Source organism: Amycolatopsis nigrescens CSC17Ta-90, assembly GCF_000384315.1.
Lineage (GTDB): Bacteria > Actinomycetota > Actinomycetes > Mycobacteriales > Pseudonocardiaceae > Amycolatopsis > Amycolatopsis nigrescens.
Genome location: NZ_ARVW01000001.1, coordinates 5987810 through 6009662, shown reverse-complemented (window position 1 = coordinate 6009662; position 21853 = coordinate 5987810). Strand labels below are relative to the sequence as shown.

Sequence of the window (21853 nt, the reverse complement as noted above, 5' to 3'; positions counted from 1 at the left end):
GACTGCCGCGAGCGCGGGGAGGACAACGGTGCCACGTATCGGGTTGTGCCAGCTCACCTCGGACACCGATCCCGGGGCCAACCTGCGGCTGCTGGCCGAGCGCACGGCGGCCGCGGCGGCGGAGGGCGCCAGGGTCGTGGTGTTCCCCGAGGCTTCGATGGCCCGGTTCGGGGTGAAGCTGGCGCCGCTGGCCGAACCGCTGGACGGCCCGTGGGCCAAGGCGGTCTCCGCGATCGCGGACGAACACGACGTGCTCGTGGTGGCGGGGATGTTCACCCCCGCAGATGAAGGCAGGGTGCACAACACGCTGCTGGTCACCGGTCTCGGCCAGCACCGCGGCTATCACAAGATCCATCTCTACGACGCGTTCGGCTTCCGCGAGTCGGACACCGTCGCACCCGGCGGCGAACCAGCCACGATCACCGTGGACGGCACCGTGCTCGGCCTCGCCACCTGCTACGACCTGCGGTTCCCGGCGCTGTTCCAGGCGCTGGCCGACGACGGCGCGGCCGCCGTGCTGGTCCCAGCTTCCTGGGGCGCCGGCGACGGCAAGCGCGAGCAGTGGGAGCTGCTGGTCCGGGCCAGGGCACTGGACTCCGGCTGCTGGGTACTGGCCTGCGGGCAGGCGGACCCGGCCGCGACCGGCACCGAGGTCAACCCGAAGGCGCCGACCGGCATCGGCCACTCGATCGTGGCGGACGGGTTCGGCCGGGTGCGCGGCCGGCTCGGCGCGGCACCGGAGCTGCTAGTCGTGGACGTGGACCCGGATCTGGCCGAACAGGCCCGCGGCGCCACCGGCGTACTCGCCAACCGCCGCCTCTAGTCAGGGAGCACGCGGAGCAAATCGGCGAGTTCGTGGTCGACGATCTGGTGCCCGAGGTCGAAGCTCTGCACGGTGGTGACCCCGTCCTTCGACAGCTTGGCCGCGAAGCATGCCTCCTCGTGGCGGCAGTGCTCGCAGTACCGGTTGACCACGAACGGCGTGAGGTCGATCGGCCCACGCGGGGTCAAAAGGTAGAAGCTGTCGTTGGCGACCGGCTTGGCGGAGACGACGTTTCTGCGATCGAACTCGGGATGGTCGCCCATCGCGTACTTGGCCACCACCTCGAAATCGTCCGACCTTGAGCGATATGAGCTGGACTCGGTCAGCACCCAGGGCAGGGCTGACAGGAACCGAGCCCCCACGAGCGCGCGACCGAGCGGCGCTCCAAGTTCGGCGACCTTGGCCGCCGCCGCATAACGGTCGCGCGGCTTGCCGCCGTGCGCGGCGTCGTTCCGCGCGCGGCGCAGTATGTTGAGGTCGGCGGCCAGCGCACCGTCCCGCAGCGCGGCCGAGCCGCCGGGCAGAACGTCCGGGTATTCGTGCAGCCGCTCCACAAAAGTGGTCCAGGTGCCGAAGGTGACGCCCCTTTCGTAAGCCCTGGCCAGACCGCGCAACCGTGCACCGAAGCCGTTCTCCCTGAATATCGCGGCGGCGGTGATCGCGATGGTGGCGGCCAGCATTTCGGCGGTGTCCAGCAACGCTTCGTACTGTTCTTCCGGAGCCTGGGCCGAGCGCAGCCTGCGAGCCGCCCTCGCGACCGGGTACTGAAGGTCCGCGCCGCCGGCACCGAGCGGTTCGTCCGGCACGGCCTTGTCCGCACGTGGCCGGGGACGGACAGGCGCGGGAGGTTCGGCGGGCCGGGCGGCCGGTGGCGGGACGGGTGGTTGCCAGACCGGCGCCGCCGGGGCCGCTGAAGCCGCCTCCCGTTTGCGCCAGCGCCAGCGCCGGACCAGCAACCGGATCCAGGCAGGCAGCAGCCCGAAGACCAACGCGAAGAAGATGACCGCCAGCAAGGTGTTCAACCAGCGCGGAATGCCGGACTGGTTGTCCGCGCTCGCGATGGCCGACCCCGACATGACCATCATCCCCAGCGTCAGCCAGAAAGCCCAATCGCGATGCAGTGGCGCGTCGAAGAGCCTCAGCACCGCGTTTCTTCGCTTCGGCTTCGGCGGAAGAGGCGCGCCGTCTGCCCTGGACCCGTCGTTCGTGGCCATGGACGCATGATCCGTTCATAGGATTGTGCAACGCAAGTTGCAGTCTAGGGCGCCTGGCCCGGCCCCTCGTAGGCGATGCCCTCTTCGATCGCCAGCCTGGTCAGCTCGGGGCGACGGCGGCGGCCGGTCTTGTCCCTGATCCGGTCGAGGTAGGAGCGCACGGTCCGCACGCTGATGGACATCGTCTCGGCGATGTCCTGGTCCCGCTCGCCGGCCGCGACCAGGGAGAGCACCTGCCGCTCCCGTTCGGAGAGCACCAGCTTCGGGCCGGCGTTGCGCTCCCTGGTCGAGTTCAGCACGAACGAGGCCAGCGTCGGCGAGACATAGGAGTTGCCGGCCGCGATCTCCCGGATGGCGCGCAGGATCTCGTCGCCGTCGGCGTCCTTCGACAGGTAGCCGCGGGCACCGGCGGAGATCGCGCCGAGCACCTCGGACTGCCCGGCGTGCGCGGAGACCACCAGCACCCGGTGCCCCATGCCGACGACCTCCAGCACCGCCGCGGCGTCGGCGACCCCGCGCAGTTTCAGGTCCAGCACCACCACGCTGCCCGGCGGCTGGCGGCAAACCGCGAACCTGGCCACCGAGTCCGCCACCGCACCCAGTTCGACGTCCTCGGCCTCGTCCAGCACCCTGGCCACCGCGGCGCGGTACAACGGGTGGTCCTCGATCACGCCAACCCGAATTCGGTCCGGCTCCCCGATCACGTCATTCATCCCATTCCACCGCCGGAAGAAAACCCTCGATCCGGCAAAGCACGGACACCGAATTCTGCACACCGATGACAATATTGCCGGTCACCGGGTGTGCGGTGCCGGACGTCCTCCCCGACGCCGCCGGTCGGCGGGCACGGCAGGCCCCAATAGTGGCACACACCTCCCGCTGGGCGCTTGATCCGTCAATTCTCCGTCCGGCGCCGCCGTGGCGACCGGCGGAAACAGCCGGAGGCAGTTGACCGGCAGTTCGGCCGGCTCCGGAAACAGCAGCACCGACTGCGCCGCCGGGATTACCCGGTGTGGGGAATTCTTCCGGCAGAGCCGCGGCCCCGGCGCATTACCTTGGATAGGCCGGACACGTCCCGCAGGAAAGGGGGGCCGGTGTCCATAACCACTCCGGACCGGCCGGGCCTTCCCATTCCCGGCGCCCCGGGAACCACCGCGACCGCGCGGGGGCGGCACCCCCGGCCGGCGATCTGGGAGCTGGCCGGGATCGCCGCGCTGCTGCTGTTCGCCGTCGGCCCTCCGTTGCGCGGCGTCGTCGCGGTACTGGCCGTGCTCACGGCCGCGCTCGTGACCACAGTCTCCCTTCGGTTCGGCGGCCGCTCCCCGACCGGCTGGGCACTGACCTGGATCGGCTACCGGCTGCGCCGGCACGACGACCGGCTGGACGCCCCCGACCCGCTGCACACGGTGGCCGGCACGGTCCGCGTGCACCGGCACGTCGACCGGTTCGGCACCGAGTTCGGGGTGGCCGAGGTCGCCGGCGGCTGGACCGCCGTGCTGCGGCTGACCGCGCCGGCCGACCCGGACATCGGGCTGCTGCTCGACGCGCTGCGGGTGGCCCACCGGGACCCGGACATCCCATTGGGCAGCGCGCAGCTGGTGGTACGGACCATGCCGCAGGGCCGTGACGGCCGCCCGTCCCGGATGTACTGGCTGGCCGTGCGGTACCGGCCGGAGCAGGCCCCGATCGCCGCGCTGGCCAGGGGTGGCGGGCAGCTCGGCGCGCTGCGCAGCACCGCCCGCGCCGCGGTCGGGCTGATCGGCACCCTCGCCGACGCCGGCTGCCAGAGCACCGTGCTGGGTGTCGGCGAGCTGAACGACGGGCTCCGGCTCGTCCTCGGCGCGGGCGAACGCGCCGAGGTGGCGCACGGTTGGCACGGCTGGTCCGCCGGCGGCGACCTCCAGTCCTGCTACGCGCCACGGGCCGGTACCGACCCGGCGGCGGCGCTGGCCGTGGACGTCGCTCGCGCGGCCTTCACCGTCACGTCGTTCACCTTGCGGCGCACACCGGCCGGGAAAGTCCGCGGTGACACCGTGATCCGGATCGCCGGCGGTGACGCCGCCGGGCTCGGCGTGCCCGTGATCCCGTTGCACGGCAGGCATGCCGACTACGTCCGCCGCTCCCTGCCGCTGGCGCTGGACTTCTGAGCTTTCCGAGCTAGAGATCCTCGCCGGGGCGGTCGAGCAGCGGGGCGAACTTCGTCCGGCTCGCCTCGGCCAGCGCGCTGAGCCCGCTGTTCACCGCCTCCAGCACGATGTCGCCCAGATTCCGGGCGTCATAGCGGTGGATCGCGTCCTGGTCGATCTCCACCGCGGTGAACCGGCCGTCGCCGCGCAGGGTCACCGTGACCTCCCTGCCCCGCGACTGCCCGCGCACCTCCAGCGCCTCCACCGAACGCTGGACGCGCTGCACCTGTTCGGTCTGCCTTCGGATCTGCTCCAGCAGCCCGTTCAGATCGGGCACCGGCTGCGGCGCGGCGGTCACTCGGTCCCCCCGCGCCGGGCGGCGTGCTGCTGGGGCACCACGACCTCCGGGAAGTGGCCGACGAGCTCCCGCCGGATCCGGCCGCCCGGTGGTTCGACGCCGGAGAGCTTTTCGATCTCGCCGACCACCGCGGCGAGCCTGCTCACCTGGCCGGTCAGATCCACCGAACCGAGCGCGTCGAGCCGGTCGCCGACGACCCGCAGGAACGCGCGCAGCGACACCGTGGTGACCGTGGACAGCACCTCCGCGGCACCGCGGCTGGACGGGCTAGACATCATCGCGGCCACCACCGGGTTCACCGTGGACACCACCGCGCGATAGGCCTCCTGCGCGGTGTCCAGCAGGGCACCGGAGACGTCGAGCAGGTCGGCGCCCGCGCGCACCACCTCGATGATCTCGGCCAACGCGGCGATCGAGTCGGCGATGGTGCGCAGCGCCGACTCCGAGGCGGCCCCGGACCACACCGCGTCCAGCTGTTCGGCGGCCCTGGTCAGCCCGGTCATCAGGCCGGTGAACTCGGCCGCGATCTTCCGGATCTCGTCCACGTGCCCGAAGATCTGCTCGGGGGACGCGGTGTAGATCTGCGGCAGCAGCGAGCTCGGGCCGCCGTAGGAGGCGGTGGCGTCCATCGCCCTGGAGTCGGGGAAGCTCACGTCCGGACCTCTTTCACCTCGGGTGCCCTGATCCGGTGGCCGCCGGGCGGTACACGCTGACGGTCGCCACCCCGCGGATGGCGGAGTCGACCCGGCCGTGGTTGTACAGCCTGCCGTCACCGCCGGAAATGCCGATGAGCGCGTCGTGGCCGAAGGACGGATAGGGCTCGATGACCACCACGTCGCCGCCGAGCGTCCCGCCGGGGATCTCGCCGAGCGCGCGGGCAGGACCGGAGTAGACCTCGATCACGCCGATCTGGGCCTGGTTGTCCGCGTTGCCGGCCAGCCAGTCGTTGAAGTCGGCGACGCCGGAGAACCGGGCACCGTCGATCGGGTGCGCGCCGAGGCCGAGTTCGCGCATGTAGCCGAGGATGTTGTGCACCGAACGGGGATCGCCGACCCCGTCAACGTTGTCAGCGACCGCATGAGCCGCGAGTTCGGCGGCCACCGGTGTGCCCCAGATGGTGGCCGGGTCGGTACTGACCGGCGAACCCTCCTGCCCTGCGACCGCCTGTGCCGCGTCGGCCGTCCGCCGGACCTGGTCGTTGACCTGCTGCAGCAAGGACAGCAGGCTGCGCAGCGCGGTCACCTGGCCGCCCTGCAGCGTGCCGTTCGCACCGGCGACCGCCCGGCCGAGGCCGGCCAGCGAGGCCGGCGCGAGCGCCAGCCGTTCCAGGTCGGCGACGGCGTTGACGCCGTGCAGGATGATGCCGCCGACGTTGCCGGCGCCCACCCGCAGTGCTTCGGGGCGCGTCCGGTCTCCGCCCGTGTCACCCAATGACGCCGCCTCCTCGTACTGCTGCCGATGGTCAGCGTAAGTACGTCAGGTTCGGCGAGCGGACGGCAAAAGTACCCACCACCGCGACGACGGAACGGCCGGGCGCGGCCAGGTCAGCGAGCCTGGTGAACGACCTCGATGGCCCGCGAGCCCGCCGAGCGGTTGGCCTGCACGAGCGCACCGTCCCGACCGGTGAGCAGCAGCAGGATGGCGGCGATCGGCCCGGTGATCTCCGCCGGCCCGCTGCCAACCGACCAGTCAAGGTCGGTCGCGACCAGCCGCACGCCCGGATACTTTTTCTGGGCGTGGAAGGGAAAACCCATCGACCACGCGCGTTCGGCGGCGACCAGCGCGGCTTCCGGCGGCATCTCCCGGCGGCGGCCGAGCGCGACCGCGATGTCCTGGCCGTGCACCAGGATGTCCAACAGCGGTTCGACGAAGGTCATGCCAGGGGGCAGCTTCCGCGAACCTGCGGTGGCGCGGACGTCGGCGGTCAGCTGCGCGGGAGTGCGCTTGGCGAGCCGTTTCGCGGTGTCGTGGATCATCCGGTCGAAGCCGAACCCGGCCCGCGCGAACGCCAGCAGCATCGAACCGGGTCCCAGCCGGGACAGCATCGTGACGTGCGCCGCCACATCCCGCACCAGCCAGTCACGGCACAGCGAAGGCCGGTCCCAGTCCTGGGCGGGCAGCTGCTCGAGCAGTTCGGCCAGGCTCAGCCGTTCGGCGTCGGTGGCCAGCCACACCTCTTCGCGGTCCATGACATCTCCCTCCCCGCAGGCTATTCAGGTACCCTGAATATAAAGCTTCCTGAGAGAGTACGGAGGAGGGCGTGTGTCGGACAAGCCCCCAGAAGCGGCACACAACACCGCCGCCCTGCTGTTCCAGGCCCACCTCCGGCTCGCCGAAGTGATCAACTCGGCGACCAGGGAGCTCGACCCGCGCACCCGCCCGGCGCACGCCACGGTGCTGGTGAACATGGAGCGCGAAGGCATCCGGCTGACCAGGCTAGCCGAGAAGGCGGTGATGACCCCGCAGGCGATGGGCGAGCTGGTGGACGACCTGGAACGGCTCGGCTATCTGCGGCGGGTGCCCGATCCGAGCGACCGGCGGGCCAAGCTCATCGTGTTCACCGAACGCGGCCACTCCGCGCTGGAAGCGGCTTCCGACGCCATCGCCGAGATCGAGCGACGGCTGGTCCGGCTGCTCGGCCGCGGCGGCTACGACGAACTGCACGCCACGCTGAACCGGATCACCACCGGCTATTCCCGGTCGTGAGTGAAAAGTGTTGCTGCAGCAACACTTTTCACTCACGAGGCCAGGGTGCCGAAGGGATAGTCGTAGAGCTGGCGAAGCACGCCGGTGCAGGCGGCGATGGCCTGCACGTCCTGGCCGAACCGGGTCACCGTGACCAGGTCGGTGCCCGGCAGCGCGGTGCGCCCGGCGAAACCGCGCAGCAGCTCGCCGAACCGGCTTGGCGAGTCGGTGACGGCCTGGCCGCCGAGCACGATCAGGTCCGGGTTGACGATGTCGCGCAGCATGGCCACCGCCCGGCCCAGCGTGTTCGCCCGCTCGTCGAGCAGCCGTACCGCCTCCGGCTCCCCGGCGTCCGCGGCGGCCTGCAGCATCGAGATCCGCGGCTCGGGGATCACCCCGGCCTGGAAAGCCTTGCGCACCACGGTTTCCTCGGCGACTGTCACCTCAAGGCAGCCGGTCCGGCCGCAGGGACAGGGCTCGTCGCCGCCGACCGGCAGATGCGCGACACTGCCGTCCGGGCCGGGACCGCGGTGCAGCCTGCCGTCCATCGCCAGCGCGATGCCGACCACCTGCCTGGCGTAGAAGTACAACAGGCTCCGCGGCTGGTTCCACGGCCCGAAGAGCAGTTCCGCGGTGGCCATCGCGGGCACATGCCCGTCCAGGTGCACCGGCAGCCCGGTGGCCGAGGCCAGCAGCTCGCGGGCGGGTACCCGCCGCCAGCCGAGCCGGTCGTGGTCCAGCAGCCCGTTGACCGCGTCGACCCGGCCGCCGGTGGCGAGGCCGATGCCGACCACCCGGCGGTCCGACCAGCGGCGCAGGAAGGCCCGGATCCGGCCGGCCAACTGGGCGAACGCCTCCCCCGGTGGGCCGGCCGGGGTGGCGACGCGCTCGCTGTCGAGCAGCCTGCCGCGCAGGTCGGCGAGCCCGTAGGTGGTCGTGCTGACCCCGACGTGCACCCCGCAGGCGGCGATGACCCTGTCGTTGACGTCCACCGGCACCCGCGGCCTGCCGATCGAGCCGGCCGTGGCCAGTTCGGGCAGCTCGTGCAGCAGGCCGGCCTCCACCAGCGCGGCGACCTGTCTGCTCACCGTCGGCATGCTCAGCTCGGTGCGCGCGGCGATGGACGCGCGGGACAGCGGACCGGCCAGCCTGGCCGCGGCGAGCACCGCGGCCGCGTTCGACTCACGAACCCCTGGTGCCCGCAGGGCACCTCCGGCGGGCACCGGCAACAAGGTCGTCAACCCACGACCCCCTTCCGCACAAGGCAATTCAGGCAGCCGTTGCTCGTGCTTGTCAAAAGGGTCCGCGATACGGAATCAGCCGCCGACCACCGGCACCCGCTCCGGCTCCGCGGTGACCGGCGGTCGCACGGCTGCGCGTCGCAGCACGAACGCGGTACCCGCGCCTACCAAGGCCAGCACCCCGACGAAGGCGACCAGCGTGGTGGCGTCCGGATGGATCAGCGACTGGCCCCGCAACGCCTGCCAGGTGAGCAGCAGGACCAGGCTGAGGTAACCGCCCCCGGCGACCCGGATCAGGTCGCGGCGCACCAGCGGCGAGCCCAGCACCGGGAACCGCCTGGCCAGCAGGCCGAGCCCGAGCAGCAGCAACGGCAGCGCCTGCAAGGCGTGCAGCCCGACGAAATGCGGCACGCGCAGGTCGCCGGCCTCGGTGCTCCAGCCGAGCAGCGGCAGGCCGGGACCGCCGTCCGGCACACCGACCGCGTGCGCCCCGACGATGCCGGGGTCCTGGCCGGCTTCGAGCATCGCCTCCTGTTCCGCGTTGGGCGTGAACATGAAGGTCGCCACCGCCATGCCGACCAGCGCGATGCCGAGCCCGGCGCGCACCGCGGCGGCCTGTCCCTTGTCCGGCAACCGCTGGAAGGTGAGCAGCAGCGCGAGCACGACGGCGGCGAGCATGCTGCCGTACGCGCCGGTGGCCAGCAGGTTGTGGATCGTCTGGTCGGTCTCTTCCACCAGGTTGAAGTGCAGCCGCCGGCCGCGCACGATCATCTGGTAGACGAGCAGCGCCATGTCAAGGCCGAGACCGAGCGCCACCCCGGTGCCCGCCCACCAGGCGACCTTCCTGCCCTTGGGCAGCAAGGAGATCAGCCAGGCCAGGGTCACCAGGTAGATCGCGATGGAGATGGTGAACTTGAAGGCCTTCAGCCAGATCGGCGCGCCGAGCAGTTCCCGGTCGTCGAAGATCAGGCCACCTGCCGAGACCAGGCACAGCACGGCCAGCCCGGCCGCGGTGATCAGCAACGGGCGATGCAGCCGCACCCGTACGGCACTACCAGCGATTTTGTCAGCGAGCATGACCGCAAGCGTCGCCGGAAACGCGGGGCCGAACACTGGCGCTCGCCCCCGGAACGGCGGTAGGGCCAGCCCCAGCGTGGGTAATAGTGCCGTCAGTGAAACCGGCACTTGTGCCGTTTGACGGCCAGCTGTCACTTTCTACCGTGTAATCACCAGTTGTCGCAGGAAGACCGGCCTACTTCGCGGCCCCGGCCGCGACCAGAACGTCGGTTGACCGGTTCGGGACGTCCCCCGCCCGAACCGGTCAACCGGCTCGGGGAACCCGGGGAGGGGGCGTACTCCAGTGCTGATCGACCACCCGGAGCTGGAGTTGCTGGCGACCGAGCTGCGGCGGGTGGTGGACCAGGTGGCCGGCTTCTTCGGCGCCGGTGCCGCGCACACCGTGGACGGCGACCTCGACTGCGATCCCGCGCAGCCCGGCAGGCTGGTCAGCTGGCAGTACGGGGTGCGCCTGGAGACCAGCACCGACGCCGGCGAGCGGCTGATCCGGTCCGTGCTGCCGAAACTGGAGCGGGCCGGCTGGGTCTCGGTGGACCGCAGCGGCCAGGAGGAACTGGTGCTGCGGTTCAGCAGGCGGGGCGCGCATCTCAACGTGCACGTCGGGCGGCGCACCGGTGAGGTGGCGATCGTCGGCTCCACGAAATGCGTCCCGGCGGAAGGCCGCTGACGCTGGCAGACTCCGTGGCGTGAACCGCCCGTACGTACTGCTCTCGGCCGCCATGTCCTTGGACGGCTACCTCGACGACACGAGCGCGAAGCGCCTGCTGCTGTCCAACGACGAGGATTTCGACCGGGTGGACGAGGTGCGCGCGAGCGTGGACGCGATCCTGGTCGGTGCGAACACCATCCGGGCCGACGACCCCAGGCTGCTGGTCCGCTCCGACCGCCGCCGCAGGGAACGGGCGGAGCGCGGGCTGCCGCCGACCCCGCTGAAGGTCACCTGCACCATCGACGGCGAACTGGACCCGGCCGCGAAGTTCTTCAGCGCCGGGGAAACGGAGAAACTGGTGTACGCGCCGACCGGCAGCGTGCCGGGCACGGCGGCCCGGCTCGGGCGGGCGGCGACCGTGCTCGCTGCGGACGATCCCTTCGACTTGCACCTGGTGCTGGCCGATCTGAGCGCGCGCGGCGTGCGCCGGCTGCTGGTCGAGGGCGGCAGCACCATGCACACCCTGTTCCTCACCCACGACGTGGTCGACGAGCTGCACCTTGTCATCGCGCCGTTCTTCGTCGGCGACCACGCCGCGCCGCGGTTCGTCCACTCCGGACTGTTCCCGCACGGGCCGGAGAATCCCTTGGCGCTCAACGAAACCCGGCAGCTCGGCGACGTCGCCCTGCTGCGCTACCAGAGGCGGAGCACGACATGACCGAAGCGACCGCAAGGGACCTCGACCGGCTGCGCGAGGCGATCGAGCTCGCCGAGAACTGCCCGCCCTCGGCCACCTTCCGGGTCGGCGCGGTGATCACCGACGCGGAGGGCGCGGTGCTGGCCACCGGCTACTCCGGGGAGACCGACCCGCACGACCACGCCGAAGAGGCCGCCATCGCCAAACTGCCGCCCGGCGACCCCCGACTGCCGGCTGCGACCATCTACAGCTCGCTGGAACCGTGCAGCACCAGGGCTTCCCGGCCGCTGACCTGCACGCGGCTGATCCTGGACGCCGGTATCGGGCGGATCGTGTTCGCCTGGCGCGAGCCCGCGTTGTTCGTGGACTGCGTCGGCGCGGAAACCCTCTCCGCCGCGGGCCGCACCGTCATCGAGGTCCCCGCCCTCGCCGACCTGGTCCGCCGCACCAACTCGCACCTGCCCGGGGTAGCTCCCGGCCAGGACAGCTAGGTCAGCGCGGGACCCAGAGGGTGACCTTGGTGCCGTGGCCGGGACGGGACTCGAGGGTGCAGTGGCCGCCGACCTCGGCCAGCCTGGCCTTCATCGAGTTGCTCACCCCGAAGCCGGGCGGGCGCTCGTGCTCGTCGTAGCCGACCCCGTGGTCCCTGGCGATCACCGCGACCCCGCCGTCGCGTTCTTCCAGCCGCACCACCACCTGACGGGTACCGGCATGCTTGAGCGTGTTGCGCAGCGCCTCGCGCACCGCGTCCCGGACCGCGATCCGGCGCACCTCGGACAGCAGGTCGTCATCGAGATCGGCCATCACCAGCTGGGCGCGCAGACCATCGCGGGCCATCTCGGTGGCCAGTGCGGCCAGCTCCTCGCCGAGCCCGTCCGGCGCGGCGTCGTCCTGCGAGGAGTCCAGCCCGCGCCGGAGGTCGTTGGCCTGCGCCCTGGCCATCCCGCGCACCTTCGCCAGCTGGTCGGCCGGGGAGAGCACGTCCTCGGCCGTGGTCATCGCCATCGCTTCGAGCACCTGCAGCACGGTGTCGTGCGTGGTGCGGTCGGACGCGGCCCGCTCCACCGCCCGCCCACGCCGCAGCCCGATGGCCAGCGCGAGCCGGGTGCCGAGGCCGATCAGCAGCAGCGCGCCGACCGCGGTGACCAGCGCGGCCACCAGCGCCCCGGTGCCGCCCAGCGCCCCGGCCAGCTCCGCCGCGCCGAACGAGGGCAGCTCGGCGACCAGCAGCATCAACACCTGCAGCGGCACGCTGAGCGCCACCACCAGCAGCCCCCACGGCACCCCGCGACAGACCGTCCACAGGGCCACCGTGCCGCTGAGGTAGATCCACGGCACCCAGGTCGCGTCGGCGTACAGCGCACTCGACACCATCGCGCTGACCAGCACGTTCGTCAGCAGCGCGAACACAAGGTCGCCGTAGAGCAGCAGACGGGTGAGCCGGCCGCGGCGGTCCGGCACGCGCAGCACCCAGAGCGCGGCCAGCAGGTTGGCGAGCAGCCCCAGCACGGCCACCACCACCGCCACGCCAACCGGAGCCCAGCCGTGCGCCACCAGCAGCCACACTCCGACCACCGGCAGCAGGAAGATCCGGTAGGCCAGCGGAAGCAGCACCGCGTACCGGGTCGCCCGCACCATCAGCGGGTCGCGCGGCGCGGCGCCGTCGGTGGCGGCCAGCGCCTTCATCCGCCGCGCCGCCGGCACCGGGGTGGGATCGTCGACCTCGTCCGGCATTTCGTCTGGGGTCGTCGCGAGAACGGGCGCGCCCTGGCGCATCAGCGCCACCAGGAATGGGGTTTCCGGCCCGCGCTCCCCCGACTCCGACATGAATTCCTCCTCCCCCTTCCGGCCTGTACCTTTTAGCAAAACAGGAAGCGGCAGGACAACCACTGACCGAGTGGTCAGCGTAGATCACCGGGTGATCAGCGCAAATCCATGCCGAGATCCAAACTCGCGGCCGAATGCGTCAGCCCGCCGACGGACAGATAGTCCACTCCCGATTCGGCGTAGCGCCGCGCGTTTTCGATCTTCAATCCGCCGGAGGCCTCCAGCCTGGTCTTCGGCGCGATCTCGTCCCGCCGGAGCACCGCCTTCGCGCACTGCTCCGGGCTGAAGTTGTCCAGCAGCACCTCATCCGCACCGGCCGCGAGCGCCTCTTCGAGCTGGCCGAGGTCGTCCACCTCCACCTCGCACGCCAGGCCCGCCGCGTGTTCCCTGGCCGCCCGCAGCGCCGCGGTCACCGAACCGGCAGCCACCACGTGGTTGTCCTTGATCAGCACCGCGTCACCGAGGCCGAGCCGGTGGTTGCGCCCGCCGCCGCACCGCACCGCGTACTTCTGCAGCAGCCGCAGCCCCGGCAGGGTCTTGCGGGAGTCCCTGATCGCGCACCCGGTGCCGTCCACTTCGGACACCCAGGCCGCGGTGGTGGTGGCGACCCCGGAAAGGTGGCAGAGCAGGTTCAGCGCGGTGCGCTCCGCAGTCAGCAGCCCGCGCACACTGCCGCGCAGCACCAGCGCCGGTTCCCCGGCGATCAGCCTGCTGCCGTCGTCACGGCGGCCGAGCACCTCGTAGGAGTCCCCGAGCACCGCGTCGAAAACGGCCAGCGCCACCGGCAGTCCGGCCACCACCCCGGTCACCCTCGGCGTGAGCTCGGCCAGCGCGACCGCCTCCTGGCCCACCGTGGCCAAGGTGGTCGCATCCGGCCCGTACCGCAGGTCCTCGGTCAGCGCGGTGCCGATCACCCGCTGCACGTCGACGAGGTCGAGTCCGGCGGCGGTCAGCTCCTCGCGCGCCACCGCCCCCAGCTGTGCACTCATGCCGCTCCTTCCGCGAGTCCGCGCGTAACCGCGATGTGGTCGTCTCGAGTGCCGCGAACCGGCCGCAAAATTCTCATGCCGCTCCTTCCACAGTGGTCGAGATCGGATCGGCGAGCACCGGCTGGCCAGACGGGCTCAGCCGGATCAGCTGGCTGCGCCGCCAGCCAAGGTCGTCGCGGCCGGGGAAGTCGGTCCGCACATGGCAGCCACGGGACTCCGACCGCCGCGCAGCCGCGGCCACCATGGCCTGCGCGACCAGGGTCAGCGCTGCGTCCTCCACCGCGGACTGCGTCCACAACGCACAGTCCCTTGTGGACAAATCGAGCACCGAGCCGGCCACCGCGAGCCCGTCCGCGTCCCGGCCGATCGCGGCGTACCGGCTCATCACGCGTTGCAGCGAGTCGCGTTCGGCCACCGCGGCGGTCGAACGTTCCGGCGCGGCACCGTGTTTCGGGTCCCCGAGCAGGCCGGCCGCCAGATCCGCGGCCACCGCGGCGGCCACCCTGGCCCCGACCACCAGGCCCTCCAGCAGGCTGTTGGACGCCAGCCGGTTCGCCCCGTGCAACCCGGTCCTTGCCACTTCGCCGGCGGCGTAAAGGCCGGGCACTCCGGACCGGCCGTCGATATCGGTGACCACTCCGCCGCAGGCGAAGTGCGCGGCCGGAGTGACCGGAATGGGATCGCGTGCCGGGTTTATCCCGATCGCGGCGCAGGCCGCGTGCACGGTCGGAAAACGATCCGCGAATTCGGCTATACCGGTGCCGTCGAGGAAAACGTGATCGTCGATACCGCCAGGGGCCAGCGCCATCCGGCGGGTGATCGCGGCCGAAACCACGTCGCGGGGAGCCAGATCGCCGAGCGGGTGCACCCCGCGCATCACCGGCGCCCCGGTGGCGTCCAGCAGCGTGGCACCCTCGCCGCGCACCGCCTCGGTGACCAGCGGCCGTCGCCCCCGTGCCCCCTCGGTGTAGAGCACGGTCGGGTGGAACTGCACGAACTCCACGTCCGCGACCTGCGCGCCGGCCCGCAGGGCCAGTGCCAGCCCGTCGCCGGTGGCGATCTCCGGATTGGAGGTGGCCTGGTAGAGCTGCCCGAGCCCGCCGGTGGCCAGCAGCACGGCCGGCGCACGCAGCACGCCGGGCACCCCGTTGGGGTCGAGCACGAGCACCCCGGTGACGTCCCCGCGCGCGGTACGCAGCGCGTCCACCGCGATGTGCCGCTCCAGCACCGGCAGCCGGTTCCCGGTCGCCTCCGCGACCAGGGTGCGCTCGACCTCGGCGCCGGTGGCGTCCCCGCCGGCGTGGATCACCCGGAAGGCACTGTGCCCGCCTTCCCTTGCCCGCGCGAGCGAACCGCCGGCCGCCCCCTGGTCGAACCGCGCACCACGCGCCCGCAGGGCCGCCACCGCGGCCGGGCCGCCGTCCAGGATCGCGCGCACCGCGTCCGCGTCGCACAGGCCAGCGCCCGCGGTCAGGGTGTCCTCGGCGTGCTTGGCCACCGAATCGCCCTCTTCGTGCTCGCCGTCGAGCACCACCGCCACGCCGCCCTGCGCCCAGCGCGTGTTGCCGTCCTCGACCGCCGCCTTGGTGACCACCAGTACCCGCAGCCCGAGCCGCTGGGCGTGCAGCGCCGCGGTCAGCCCGGCGACGCCGCTGCCGAGCACCACCAGATCGGCCCGCGCCTCCCACTCCGCGTGAGTTTTCGCCTGCGGAGCGTTAACCGGCGGGGTCACTCGCCGCCGCCCGGCTGCCCGATCTCGATCATCCGCTGCACCGAGGCCTTGGCCCGACCGGCGGTCTCGATGTCCACATGCACCTCGTCGGCTCCTTCGCGCAGGCATCGCAGCAGCGCGGCCGGGGTGATCATCTTCATGTACCGGCAGGACGCCCTGTCGTTCACCGCGCGGAAGTCGATTTCCGGCGCCGCCTTGCGCAACTGGTGCAGCATGCCGATCTCGGTGGCCACCAGAACCGAGCGGGCGCTGGTGTCGCGCGCCGCGTGCACCATGTCCCCAGTGGACAGGATCTTCACCCGCTCCGCGGCCACCGCGCCTTCACCGGCCAGGTAGAGCGCGGAGGTGGCACAGCCGCATTCGGGGTGGATGAACAGGTCCGCGTCCGGATTCGCAGCCGCGCGCTCGGCCAGCTCCGGGCCGTTGATACCGGCGTGCACATGGCATTCGCCGGCCCAGATGTGCAGGTTCTCCCTGCCGGTCTTGCGCTTGACGTGCGCGCCGAGGAACTGGTCCGGCAGGAACAGCACCTCGCGGTCCGCCGGGATGGACGCGACCACCTCGACCGCGTTCGAAGAGGTGCAGCAGATGTCGGTCTCCGCCTTGACCTCCGCGGTGGTGTTCACATAGGACACCACGACCGCGCCGGGGTGTTCGGCCTTCCATTCCCGCAGTTGCGCACCGGTGATCGAGTCGGCCAGCGAGCAGCCAGCCCGCGCGTCCGGGATCAGCACGGTCTTGTCCGGAGCCAGGATCTTCGCGGTCTCGGCCATGAAGTGCACGCCGCAGAAGACGATGGTGGACGCGTCGCTGGCCGCCGCGATCCGGCTCAGCGCAAGCGAATCGCCGGTGTGGTCGGCTATGTCCTGAATGGCCGGAACCTGGTAGTTGTGCGCCAGCACCACGGCATCGCGCTCACGAGCGAGCCTGCGCACCTCCTCGGCCCACGCCTCGTCCGGCTCGACACCGCTGTACGGCGTCAAGTCGTCCGCTGCCGGATAAGTCATCACGTCGGTCATTTGACCCTCCTGGACCGCCCGCTGGTTTTCGCCTTATAATCGAAAACCGTGCGAAGTCATATTAACACCCACGCCCCACTGGCACACGAGGTCTTGTGCGCGGTACTTCAGGTGCGTTACGCCACACTCCGCGTGCTGCTGTGGCGCCGCGCGCTCGATCCGCACCTCGGCCGCTGGTCGCTGCCGGGTGGACGGTTGCGACCGGACGAGGACGTGGAGACTTCGATCCGCCGCCAGCTCGCCGAGAAGGTCGACATCCGCCAGCTCAAGCACGTGGAGCAGCTGGCCGTGTTCAGCGCGCCGGACCGAGTTCCCGGCCCGCGCGTGGTGGCCACCGCCTTTCTCGGCCTGGTGCCCTCCGATGTGGACCCCGAGGTACCGGAGGACACCGAGTGGCACGAACTGGACACGCTGCCGCGGACCGCCTTCGACCACCAGGCGATCGTGCTTCGCGCCCGCGACCGGCTGCGCTCCAAGCTCTGCTACACCAACGCAGGCTTCGCACTGGCGCCGGCCGAGTTCACCATCTCCGCGCTGCGCGAGCTGTACTCGGCCGCGCTGGGCTACAAGGTGTCCGCGACGAACCTGCAGCGGGTGCTCGCCCGCCGTGGCGTGCTCACCCCGACCGGGCACACCGCGTCCCCCGGCCGCAGCGGCGGCAGGCCCGCCGCGCTGTTCTCCTTCGCGGGTGACGGCATGCAGGTCACCGATCCGTTCGCGGTCTTCCGGCCGCCGGGTGAGGCCAGGTAGCGATTCCGGCCAGCCAGCGCGGCCCCCCGCTTCGACGTAACGTAGACCAGTGACCGGTACAGCGGAGAGCGGCGCGACGCGCACCACGGTGCCGTTGTTCCCGTTGCAGACCGTGCTGCTGCCCGGCGCGAACCTGCCGCTGCACCTGTTCGAGCCGCGCTACCGCCAGCTCGCGGTGGACCTGGTGACCGGCACGGTGGCGAACCGGCAGTTCGGCATCGTGGCCATCAAGACCTCGCTGGTCCGCGAGGTGGAGGGCCTCGAGCACGTGCACCCGGTCGGCTGCAGCGCGCTGCTCAGGGAGGCGCAGCGGCTGCCGGACGGGCGCTTCGACATCATCACCACCGGCAAGCACCGGTTCCGGCTGCTGGACGTGGACACCACCAGCGCCCCGTACCTGATGGGCACCGTGGAATGGCTGCCAGACGAGCCGTTGCCGCCCGGCTGCGACGAGGCCGCCGAGCTGCTCGGGGACGTGGCACGGGCGGCGCACCGGCGGTACTGCGAGTCCGCATGGGAGCGCGCCGACTGGGACGCGCCCCCACCGGAGACGAGCGTGGCCGACCTGGCCCACCTGCTCGCCGCGGACTGCCTGCTCACCCTGGACGACCGGCAGCTGCTGCTGGAGGAGACCCACCCGCTGCGCCGGCTCCGGATCGTCTGCCGGCTGCTCAACCGCGAGGCCGGCTTCCTCGGCGCGCTCCGGGCCGTGCCGGTCCCGCACTCCGAGCTCGACGACGCCCGCCCGCCCAACCTCAACTGACTCCGGCGTTTTCAGCCGGCAGTGCCGCCGCCGTCGTCACCGCCGCCGTTCTCGCGCGGGTTGAACTTGCTCCACACCTTGCCGGCCGCACCGGAGACCGCCTCGCCGACATCGCTGAACACCTTCGCCAGCGGGTCCGTGGAAGCCGCGAAGGAGTCCTTGTAGGACTGCGCCGCCGACTTGACGTCGTCGGTCCAGGTGCTGGCCGGCCGGTCGTCGTCGCGGCGCGGGTAGTCGCCGGTGAGGATGGCGCGGTAGTCCTCCGACGCCACCCATTTCTGCAGCTGCGCGGCCCGCACCACGGCCAGCGGATGCGACATGCCGTGCACGTAGCGCAGCTTGAGCAGGCTGTCGCGAATGTCGTCCACGGACTCGTACTCGGTCGCCTGCTGCAGGAACGATGGAATGTCCACCTTGGCCGGGTCGATCCCGCCCGCCACCAGGATCTGCGCGCGCAGCGCCACCGACGCGTCCTGGCCGCAGAGCAGCCCGGCACGGTCGCAGGACAGCTCCGCCTTGCGGTACCACTCGTTCAGCGCGGCGATGATCGCGCGCAGGCCGAGCGCGCTGACCGGGGTCCACGACATGGACAGCTGCAGGCCGATCAGCCGGAGCAGCATGGTCCGGTACACCGCGTGCCCGGAGAGCACGTGGCCCATCTCGTGGCCGATCACGAACCGCAGTTCCTCGATGCTCATCAGCTCGACCAGGCCGGTGCTGAGCACGATGAACGGCTCGTCCATGCCGATCGTCATCGCGATGGCCTCGGGACTGCGGGACACGAAGATGTTCGGCACCTGCGTTATGTCCAGCACCTCGGCGCAGTCGTGGCGCAGCCGGTCCAGCTCCGGATACTGGCGCGGGCCGACCCTGATCGCCGAGGCCAGCGCCATCAGCCGCTCGCCGCGTTCGCTGTAGAACCCGGCGACCGCCTTGAGCGCCTGCGCGAACCCCGGCACCATGCGCAGCGTCGCCAGCGCACCCCGGTCCACCGGATGCTCATAGGCACGCGGGCTGATCCCGGGAAACCGCATCCTGGTCGCGGACCTGGTTATTTCGTCTTCCGCCTTGTCGTCCGGCACAACGCCGCCTTCCCCTCGAGTGCGGCCCAGCGTAGTGATTCCGCGGATACGGCGGCGGTGAAGACGGCAAACCTTTCAGTACCGGCGGGGACACCGGCCGGGCGCCGGTTCAGCCCAGCCGCCGGCCCAGATCGTCCCGGCCGTTCCAGGCCGCGAGCAGGCCGTAGACCAGCGCGGCGGCCAGCGGCTGGGCGAGCAGCACCCACAGCGTGCCGACCTCCGGCGCCTGCTCCAGCACGGCACCGAGCGCAGGTGGGGCGGTGACCTCGTAGCGGCCGTTCGCGAACGCGGTGGCCATCATCGTGCCCAGCCAGCCGGCCAGCGCTGAGCCCGCCACCATCGCGAACAGCACCACCGGGCCGCGCCGTTCCCGCATCAGCCACACCACGGCGCCGGTGACCAGCCCGGCGGACAGGCCGAGCAGCACGTAGATCACCATCGCGTCGAACCGGTGCCAGCTCTCCAGCTGCAACGGCACCGGCGGTCCGGTCGCCGCCACCACCCGCACCCGTTCCGGCGGCGCCAGCATCGACCAGAGCCAACCCAGCGGGATGCCGAGCAGGCTGATCATGGACAGCACGCTGACCGCGGGCAGCAGATCGGCCTTGACCACCACCTTCGGCCGCTCGCGCGGAATCGCGAACAGCCACGGAGAACCAGCCGGCGCGGAAGCCTGCTGCGGTTCCGCCGACGGATCAGCCATGCCAACCTCCCTCACCCGCTGCGACCGCGGTCTGCCGAGAGTAGCCGGTGACCGTGCCAGGTTCAGGACGACGTCTCCCCGTGTCGGCTGCAGCGCGCCGTCCAGCCGGCCGGGGTCACCTGGACCACCATCCGGCGGGCGCACTCCGCGCAGAACCGCGGCGGTTCGAGCGCGTGGCGCGGGGACCGGCAGGCGTCGTGCTCGCCGCCGTCGGCGAGCGCACCGCAGTGCACGCAGAACCGGCGGCCGGTCGCGGGCCCGGTCACAAGGTTTCGCTCAGCGCCTTGACCGGCATCTTCAGCTCGTCCAGCATCTCCAGGTCCTTGCTGGCCGGACGGCCGAGGTTGGTCAGGTAGTTGCCGACGATGATCGCGTTGATGCCGCCGAGCATGCCCCGCTCGGTGCCGAGGTCGCCGAAGGTCAGCTCACGACCACCGGAGAACCGCAGCAGCGGACGCGGCATCGCCAGCCGGAACGCGGCCACCGTGCGCAGCGCGTCCTTGCCCTCGACCACCTCGTAGTTCTCGTACGGCGTGCCCGGCTGCGGGATGAGGAAGTTCATCGTGCACTCGTCCGGCCCCAGCTCGGCCAGCTGCGCGGCGAACTCGGCGCGCTGCTCGACGGTCTCGCCCATCCCGATGATGCCGCCGCAGCAGACCTCCATACCGGCCTCGCGGATCATCCGCAGGGTCTCCCAGCGCTCCTCCCAGGTGTGCGTGGTGACCACCTCGGGGAAGTGCGAGCGGGCCGTCTCCAGGTTGTGGTTGTAGCGGTGCACGCCCATCTCGACCAGCTCGTCCACCTGCTCCTGCGTGAGCATGCCCAGCGAGCAGGCGATCTGGATGTCGTTGCCGTCCGCGCGGATCGCCTCGATACCGGCACGCACCTGGGACAGCAGACGCTTGTCCGGGCCGCGCACGGCGGCCACGATGCAGAACTCGGTCGCCCCGGTCTCCGCGGTCTGCCTGGCGGCCTTCACCAGCCCGGGAATGTCCAGCCAGGCCGAGCGCACCGGGGTCGGGAACCGGCCGGACTGCGAGCAGAAGTGGCAGTCCTCCGGGCAGCCGCCGGTCTTCAGGCTGATGATGCCCTCGACCTCGACTTCCGGCCCGCACCAGCGCATCCGCACCTCGTGCGCCAGCGCCAGCAGCTCGGTCAGCCGGTCGTCGCCGAGCCGGAGCACCTCGAGCAACTGCTGTTCGCCAAGCCCGGTACCACGCTCGAGCACCTGCTCCCTGGCCACTGCGAGCACGTCGGCGTCGGCGCGGTGGACCTGCTCGGCCTGTCCGGGTGCTGCGGTCACGACTTCTCCTCTGGCGTCGACGGTTCGGCTAGCTCATCGTGCCTGAGTTGCTTCCCGGCGCACAGAGACCCGGGTCACGTCTGCGCGGACGTGCTCCCGGCGAAGCACTCCGGATCGAACTCGCCGCCGAACCACGGCGAAAGGCCGTCGCGCGCCTGCACCAGGAACTCCTCGCGGGTCAGCTCGCCGAGACCGGCCGGCAGCGCACCGAGCAGCGGCGCCCCGGCGGCCACCGGCAGGTCCGCCACGTTGGACAGCTCGGCCAGCCCCGGATCCGAAGGCCAGGAGCCGATGATCACCCCGGCCACGTTCAGCCCGCGCGAGGTGGCCACCTCGGCGGTCAGCGCGGTCGCGTTCAGCGTGCCGAGCCCGGCCTCGGCGACCACCAGCACCAGCGAGCCGAGCGACCAGGCGAGGTCGGCCAGCGTGCTGCCGCCGGGGTCGAACCGCACGAGCAGGCCGCCGGCACCCTCGATCAGCACCAGGTCGTGTTCGGCGTCCAGCTCCGAAGCCACCTTCGCCGCCTCCGCCGGGGTGACCGGTTCGATCCCGCTTCGCCGGGCGGCCGCCTCCGGCGACAGCGGGTCCGGGTACCGCCGCAGCTCACGGGCGGTCAGGTCACCAGCGAACCGGCGCACCTCGGCCAGGTCACCCGGCTCCTCGGGCAGCACGCCGGTCTGCGCGGGTTTGAGCACCGCGACCCGCTGACCGCGTTCCTTGGCCAGCGCGGCGATCGCCGCGGTCACCATGGTCTTGCCGACGCCGGTCCCAGTTCCGGTCACCACCAGCATGCTCACGGGTGACGACCCTAGTAC

General features: G+C 71.6%; 26 protein-coding genes. 9 read left to right on the top strand and 17 right to left on the bottom strand.

The features are described from left to right. Positions 1-28: 28 nt before the first annotated feature. Positions 29-823, top strand: coding sequence for a carbon-nitrogen hydrolase family protein (locus AMYNI_RS0128625; RefSeq protein ID WP_026361054.1), 795 nt, complete (start codon positions 29-31; stop codon positions 821-823). Here AMYNI_RS0128625 and AMYNI_RS49840 read toward each other — a convergent pair. Further along, positions 820-1845, bottom strand: a complete 1026-nt coding sequence (locus tag AMYNI_RS49840; RefSeq protein WP_211225519.1) for a hypothetical protein — start codon at positions 1843-1845, stop codon at positions 820-822. The two genes, AMYNI_RS0128625 and AMYNI_RS49840, sit on opposite strands and share 4 nt — an antisense overlap. On the opposite strand from AMYNI_RS49840, the gene AMYNI_RS49835 reads away from it, so the two are divergent. After that, on the top strand, positions 1823-2047 hold the full coding sequence (locus AMYNI_RS49835; RefSeq protein ID WP_211225518.1) for a hypothetical protein: 225 nt from the start codon (positions 1823-1825) through the stop codon (positions 2045-2047). The two genes, AMYNI_RS49840 and AMYNI_RS49835, sit on opposite strands and share 23 nt — an antisense overlap. A 34-nt stretch (positions 2048-2081) precedes the next feature. Here AMYNI_RS49835 and AMYNI_RS0128615 read toward each other — a convergent pair whose 3' ends face one another. Continuing rightward, positions 2082-2750, bottom strand: a complete 669-nt coding sequence (locus AMYNI_RS0128615; RefSeq protein WP_020671517.1) for a LuxR C-terminal-related transcriptional regulator — start codon at positions 2748-2750, stop codon at positions 2082-2084. Between the two features lie 381 nt (positions 2751-3131). Between AMYNI_RS0128615 and AMYNI_RS45550 the strand changes: the two genes are divergently transcribed. After that, positions 3132-4184, top strand: a complete 1053-nt coding sequence (locus AMYNI_RS45550; RefSeq protein WP_020671516.1) for a type VII secretion protein EccE — start codon at positions 3132-3134, stop codon at positions 4182-4184. 10 nt (positions 4185-4194) lie between these two features. Here AMYNI_RS45550 and AMYNI_RS0128605 read toward each other — a convergent pair whose 3' ends face one another. From AMYNI_RS0128605 to AMYNI_RS45540, 4 genes are all read right to left on the bottom strand, one after another. Then, positions 4195-4521 (bottom strand): YbaB/EbfC family nucleoid-associated protein, encoded by a 327-nt coding sequence (locus AMYNI_RS0128605; RefSeq protein ID WP_020671515.1) that lies wholly within the window; start codon positions 4519-4521, stop codon positions 4195-4197. Continuing rightward, positions 4518-5174 carry a WXG100 family type VII secretion target gene (locus AMYNI_RS45545; protein WP_020671514.1) on the bottom strand — a complete coding sequence of 219 codons (657 nt, stop codon included), beginning with the start codon at positions 5172-5174 and terminating at the stop codon, positions 4518-4520. The genes AMYNI_RS0128605 and AMYNI_RS45545 overlap by 4 nt, the downstream gene beginning before the upstream one ends. A gap of 13 nt (positions 5175-5187) precedes the next feature. Further along, positions 5188-5952 carry a hypothetical protein gene (locus AMYNI_RS0128595; protein WP_026361053.1) on the bottom strand — a complete coding sequence of 255 codons (765 nt, stop codon included), beginning with the start codon at positions 5950-5952 and terminating at the stop codon, positions 5188-5190. 113 nt (positions 5953-6065) lie between these two features. Further along, positions 6066-6710, bottom strand: a complete 645-nt coding sequence (locus AMYNI_RS45540) for a maleylpyruvate isomerase family mycothiol-dependent enzyme (RefSeq protein WP_020671512.1) — start codon at positions 6708-6710, stop codon at positions 6066-6068. 73 nt (positions 6711-6783) lie between these two features. On the opposite strand from AMYNI_RS45540, the gene AMYNI_RS0128585 reads away from it, so the two are divergent. After that, positions 6784-7227 carry a MarR family winged helix-turn-helix transcriptional regulator gene (locus tag AMYNI_RS0128585; RefSeq protein WP_020671511.1) on the top strand — a complete coding sequence of 148 codons (444 nt, stop codon included), beginning with the start codon at positions 6784-6786 and terminating at the stop codon, positions 7225-7227. A 32-nt stretch (positions 7228-7259) separates the two neighbouring features. On the opposite strand, the gene AMYNI_RS0128580 is transcribed toward AMYNI_RS0128585, so the two are convergent. Together AMYNI_RS0128580 and AMYNI_RS45535 are read right to left on the bottom strand one after the other, a co-directional pair. Then, the gene (locus AMYNI_RS0128580) at positions 7260-8447 is read right to left on the bottom strand and encodes an ROK family transcriptional regulator (protein WP_040406032.1); all 1188 of its coding nucleotides are present in this window, start codon (positions 8445-8447) and stop codon (positions 7260-7262) included. Between the two features lie 75 nt (positions 8448-8522). Beyond that, positions 8523-9524, bottom strand: a complete 1002-nt coding sequence (locus AMYNI_RS45535; protein WP_051116572.1) for a hypothetical protein — start codon at positions 9522-9524, stop codon at positions 8523-8525. Between the two features lie 283 nt (positions 9525-9807). Here AMYNI_RS45535 and AMYNI_RS0128570 point away from each other — a divergent pair, with 283 nt between their 5' ends. From AMYNI_RS0128570 to AMYNI_RS50265, 3 genes are read left to right on the top strand one after another with little or no spacing between them, the layout of a single operon-like run. Beyond that, positions 9808-10191 carry a hypothetical protein gene (locus AMYNI_RS0128570; protein ID WP_020671508.1) on the top strand — a complete coding sequence of 128 codons (384 nt, stop codon included), beginning with the start codon at positions 9808-9810 and terminating at the stop codon, positions 10189-10191. 19 nt (positions 10192-10210) lie between these two features. Beyond that, on the top strand, positions 10211-10891 hold the full coding sequence (locus AMYNI_RS50270; protein ID WP_020671507.1) for a RibD family protein: 681 nt from the start codon (positions 10211-10213) through the stop codon (positions 10889-10891). Further along, positions 10888-11361 carry a cytidine/deoxycytidylate deaminase family protein gene (locus AMYNI_RS50265; protein WP_020671506.1) on the top strand — a complete coding sequence of 158 codons (474 nt, stop codon included), beginning with the start codon at positions 10888-10890 and terminating at the stop codon, positions 11359-11361. Before AMYNI_RS50270 ends, AMYNI_RS50265 begins: the two co-directional genes overlap by 4 nt. Before the next feature lies 1 nt (position 11362). Here the strand turns inward: AMYNI_RS50265 and AMYNI_RS0128555 are convergent, their stop codons facing one another. The 4 genes from AMYNI_RS0128555 to nadA form a co-directional block, all read right to left on the bottom strand. Continuing rightward, entirely contained in the window at positions 11363-12697 is a 1335-nt protein-coding gene (locus AMYNI_RS0128555; RefSeq protein ID WP_020671505.1) for a sensor histidine kinase, read from the bottom strand. A 95-nt stretch (positions 12698-12792) separates the two neighbouring features. After that, on the bottom strand, positions 12793-13686 hold the full coding sequence (nadC, locus tag AMYNI_RS0128550) for a carboxylating nicotinate-nucleotide diphosphorylase (protein ID WP_020671504.1): 894 nt from the start codon (positions 13684-13686) through the stop codon (positions 12793-12795). 73 nt (positions 13687-13759) lie between these two features. Then, on the bottom strand, positions 13760-15418 hold the full coding sequence (locus tag AMYNI_RS0128545; protein WP_026361049.1) for an L-aspartate oxidase: 1659 nt from the start codon (positions 15416-15418) through the stop codon (positions 13760-13762). Further along, positions 15415-16437: a quinolinate synthase NadA gene (nadA, locus tag AMYNI_RS0128540; RefSeq protein ID WP_020671502.1), complete on the bottom strand. Its 1023-nt coding sequence runs from the start codon at positions 16435-16437 to the stop codon at positions 15415-15417. The genes AMYNI_RS0128545 and nadA overlap by 4 nt, the downstream gene beginning before the upstream one ends. Before the next feature lie 111 nt (positions 16438-16548). Here nadA and AMYNI_RS0128535 point away from each other — a divergent pair, with 111 nt between their 5' ends. Together AMYNI_RS0128535 and AMYNI_RS0128530 are read left to right on the top strand one after the other, a co-directional pair. After that, a complete protein-coding gene (locus AMYNI_RS0128535; RefSeq protein WP_020671501.1) occupies positions 16549-17187 on the top strand; it encodes an NUDIX hydrolase in 639 nt (212 codons plus the stop codon). Between the two features lie 49 nt (positions 17188-17236). Beyond that, a complete protein-coding gene (locus AMYNI_RS0128530; protein ID WP_020671500.1) occupies positions 17237-17950 on the top strand; it encodes an LON peptidase substrate-binding domain-containing protein in 714 nt (237 codons plus the stop codon). Positions 17951-17961: 11 nt separating this feature from the next. Here AMYNI_RS0128530 and AMYNI_RS0128525 read toward each other — a convergent pair whose 3' ends face one another. The 5 genes from AMYNI_RS0128525 to bioD all read right to left on the bottom strand — a co-directional run bounded on the left by AMYNI_RS0128525 (position 17962) and on the right by bioD (position 21829). Beyond that, on the bottom strand, positions 17962-18984 hold the full coding sequence (locus AMYNI_RS0128525; RefSeq protein ID WP_051116570.1) for a M48 family metallopeptidase: 1023 nt from the start codon (positions 18982-18984) through the stop codon (positions 17962-17964). A 157-nt stretch (positions 18985-19141) separates the two neighbouring features. Beyond that, on the bottom strand, positions 19142-19735 hold the full coding sequence (locus tag AMYNI_RS0128520; protein WP_020671498.1) for a DUF2567 domain-containing protein: 594 nt from the start codon (positions 19733-19735) through the stop codon (positions 19142-19144). A 62-nt stretch (positions 19736-19797) separates the two neighbouring features. Next, entirely contained in the window at positions 19798-20001 is a 204-nt protein-coding gene (bsaP, locus tag AMYNI_RS0128515) for a biotin synthase auxiliary protein BsaP (protein WP_020671497.1), read from the bottom strand. Next, positions 19998-21038 carry a biotin synthase BioB gene (bioB, locus tag AMYNI_RS0128510; protein WP_020671496.1) on the bottom strand — a complete coding sequence of 347 codons (1041 nt, stop codon included), beginning with the start codon at positions 21036-21038 and terminating at the stop codon, positions 19998-20000. The genes bsaP and bioB overlap by 4 nt, the downstream gene beginning before the upstream one ends. A gap of 74 nt (positions 21039-21112) precedes the next feature. After that, the gene (bioD, locus tag AMYNI_RS0128505; RefSeq protein WP_211225637.1) at positions 21113-21829 is read right to left on the bottom strand and encodes a dethiobiotin synthase; all 717 of its coding nucleotides are present in this window, start codon (positions 21827-21829) and stop codon (positions 21113-21115) included. Positions 21830-21853: the final 24 nt, after the last annotated feature.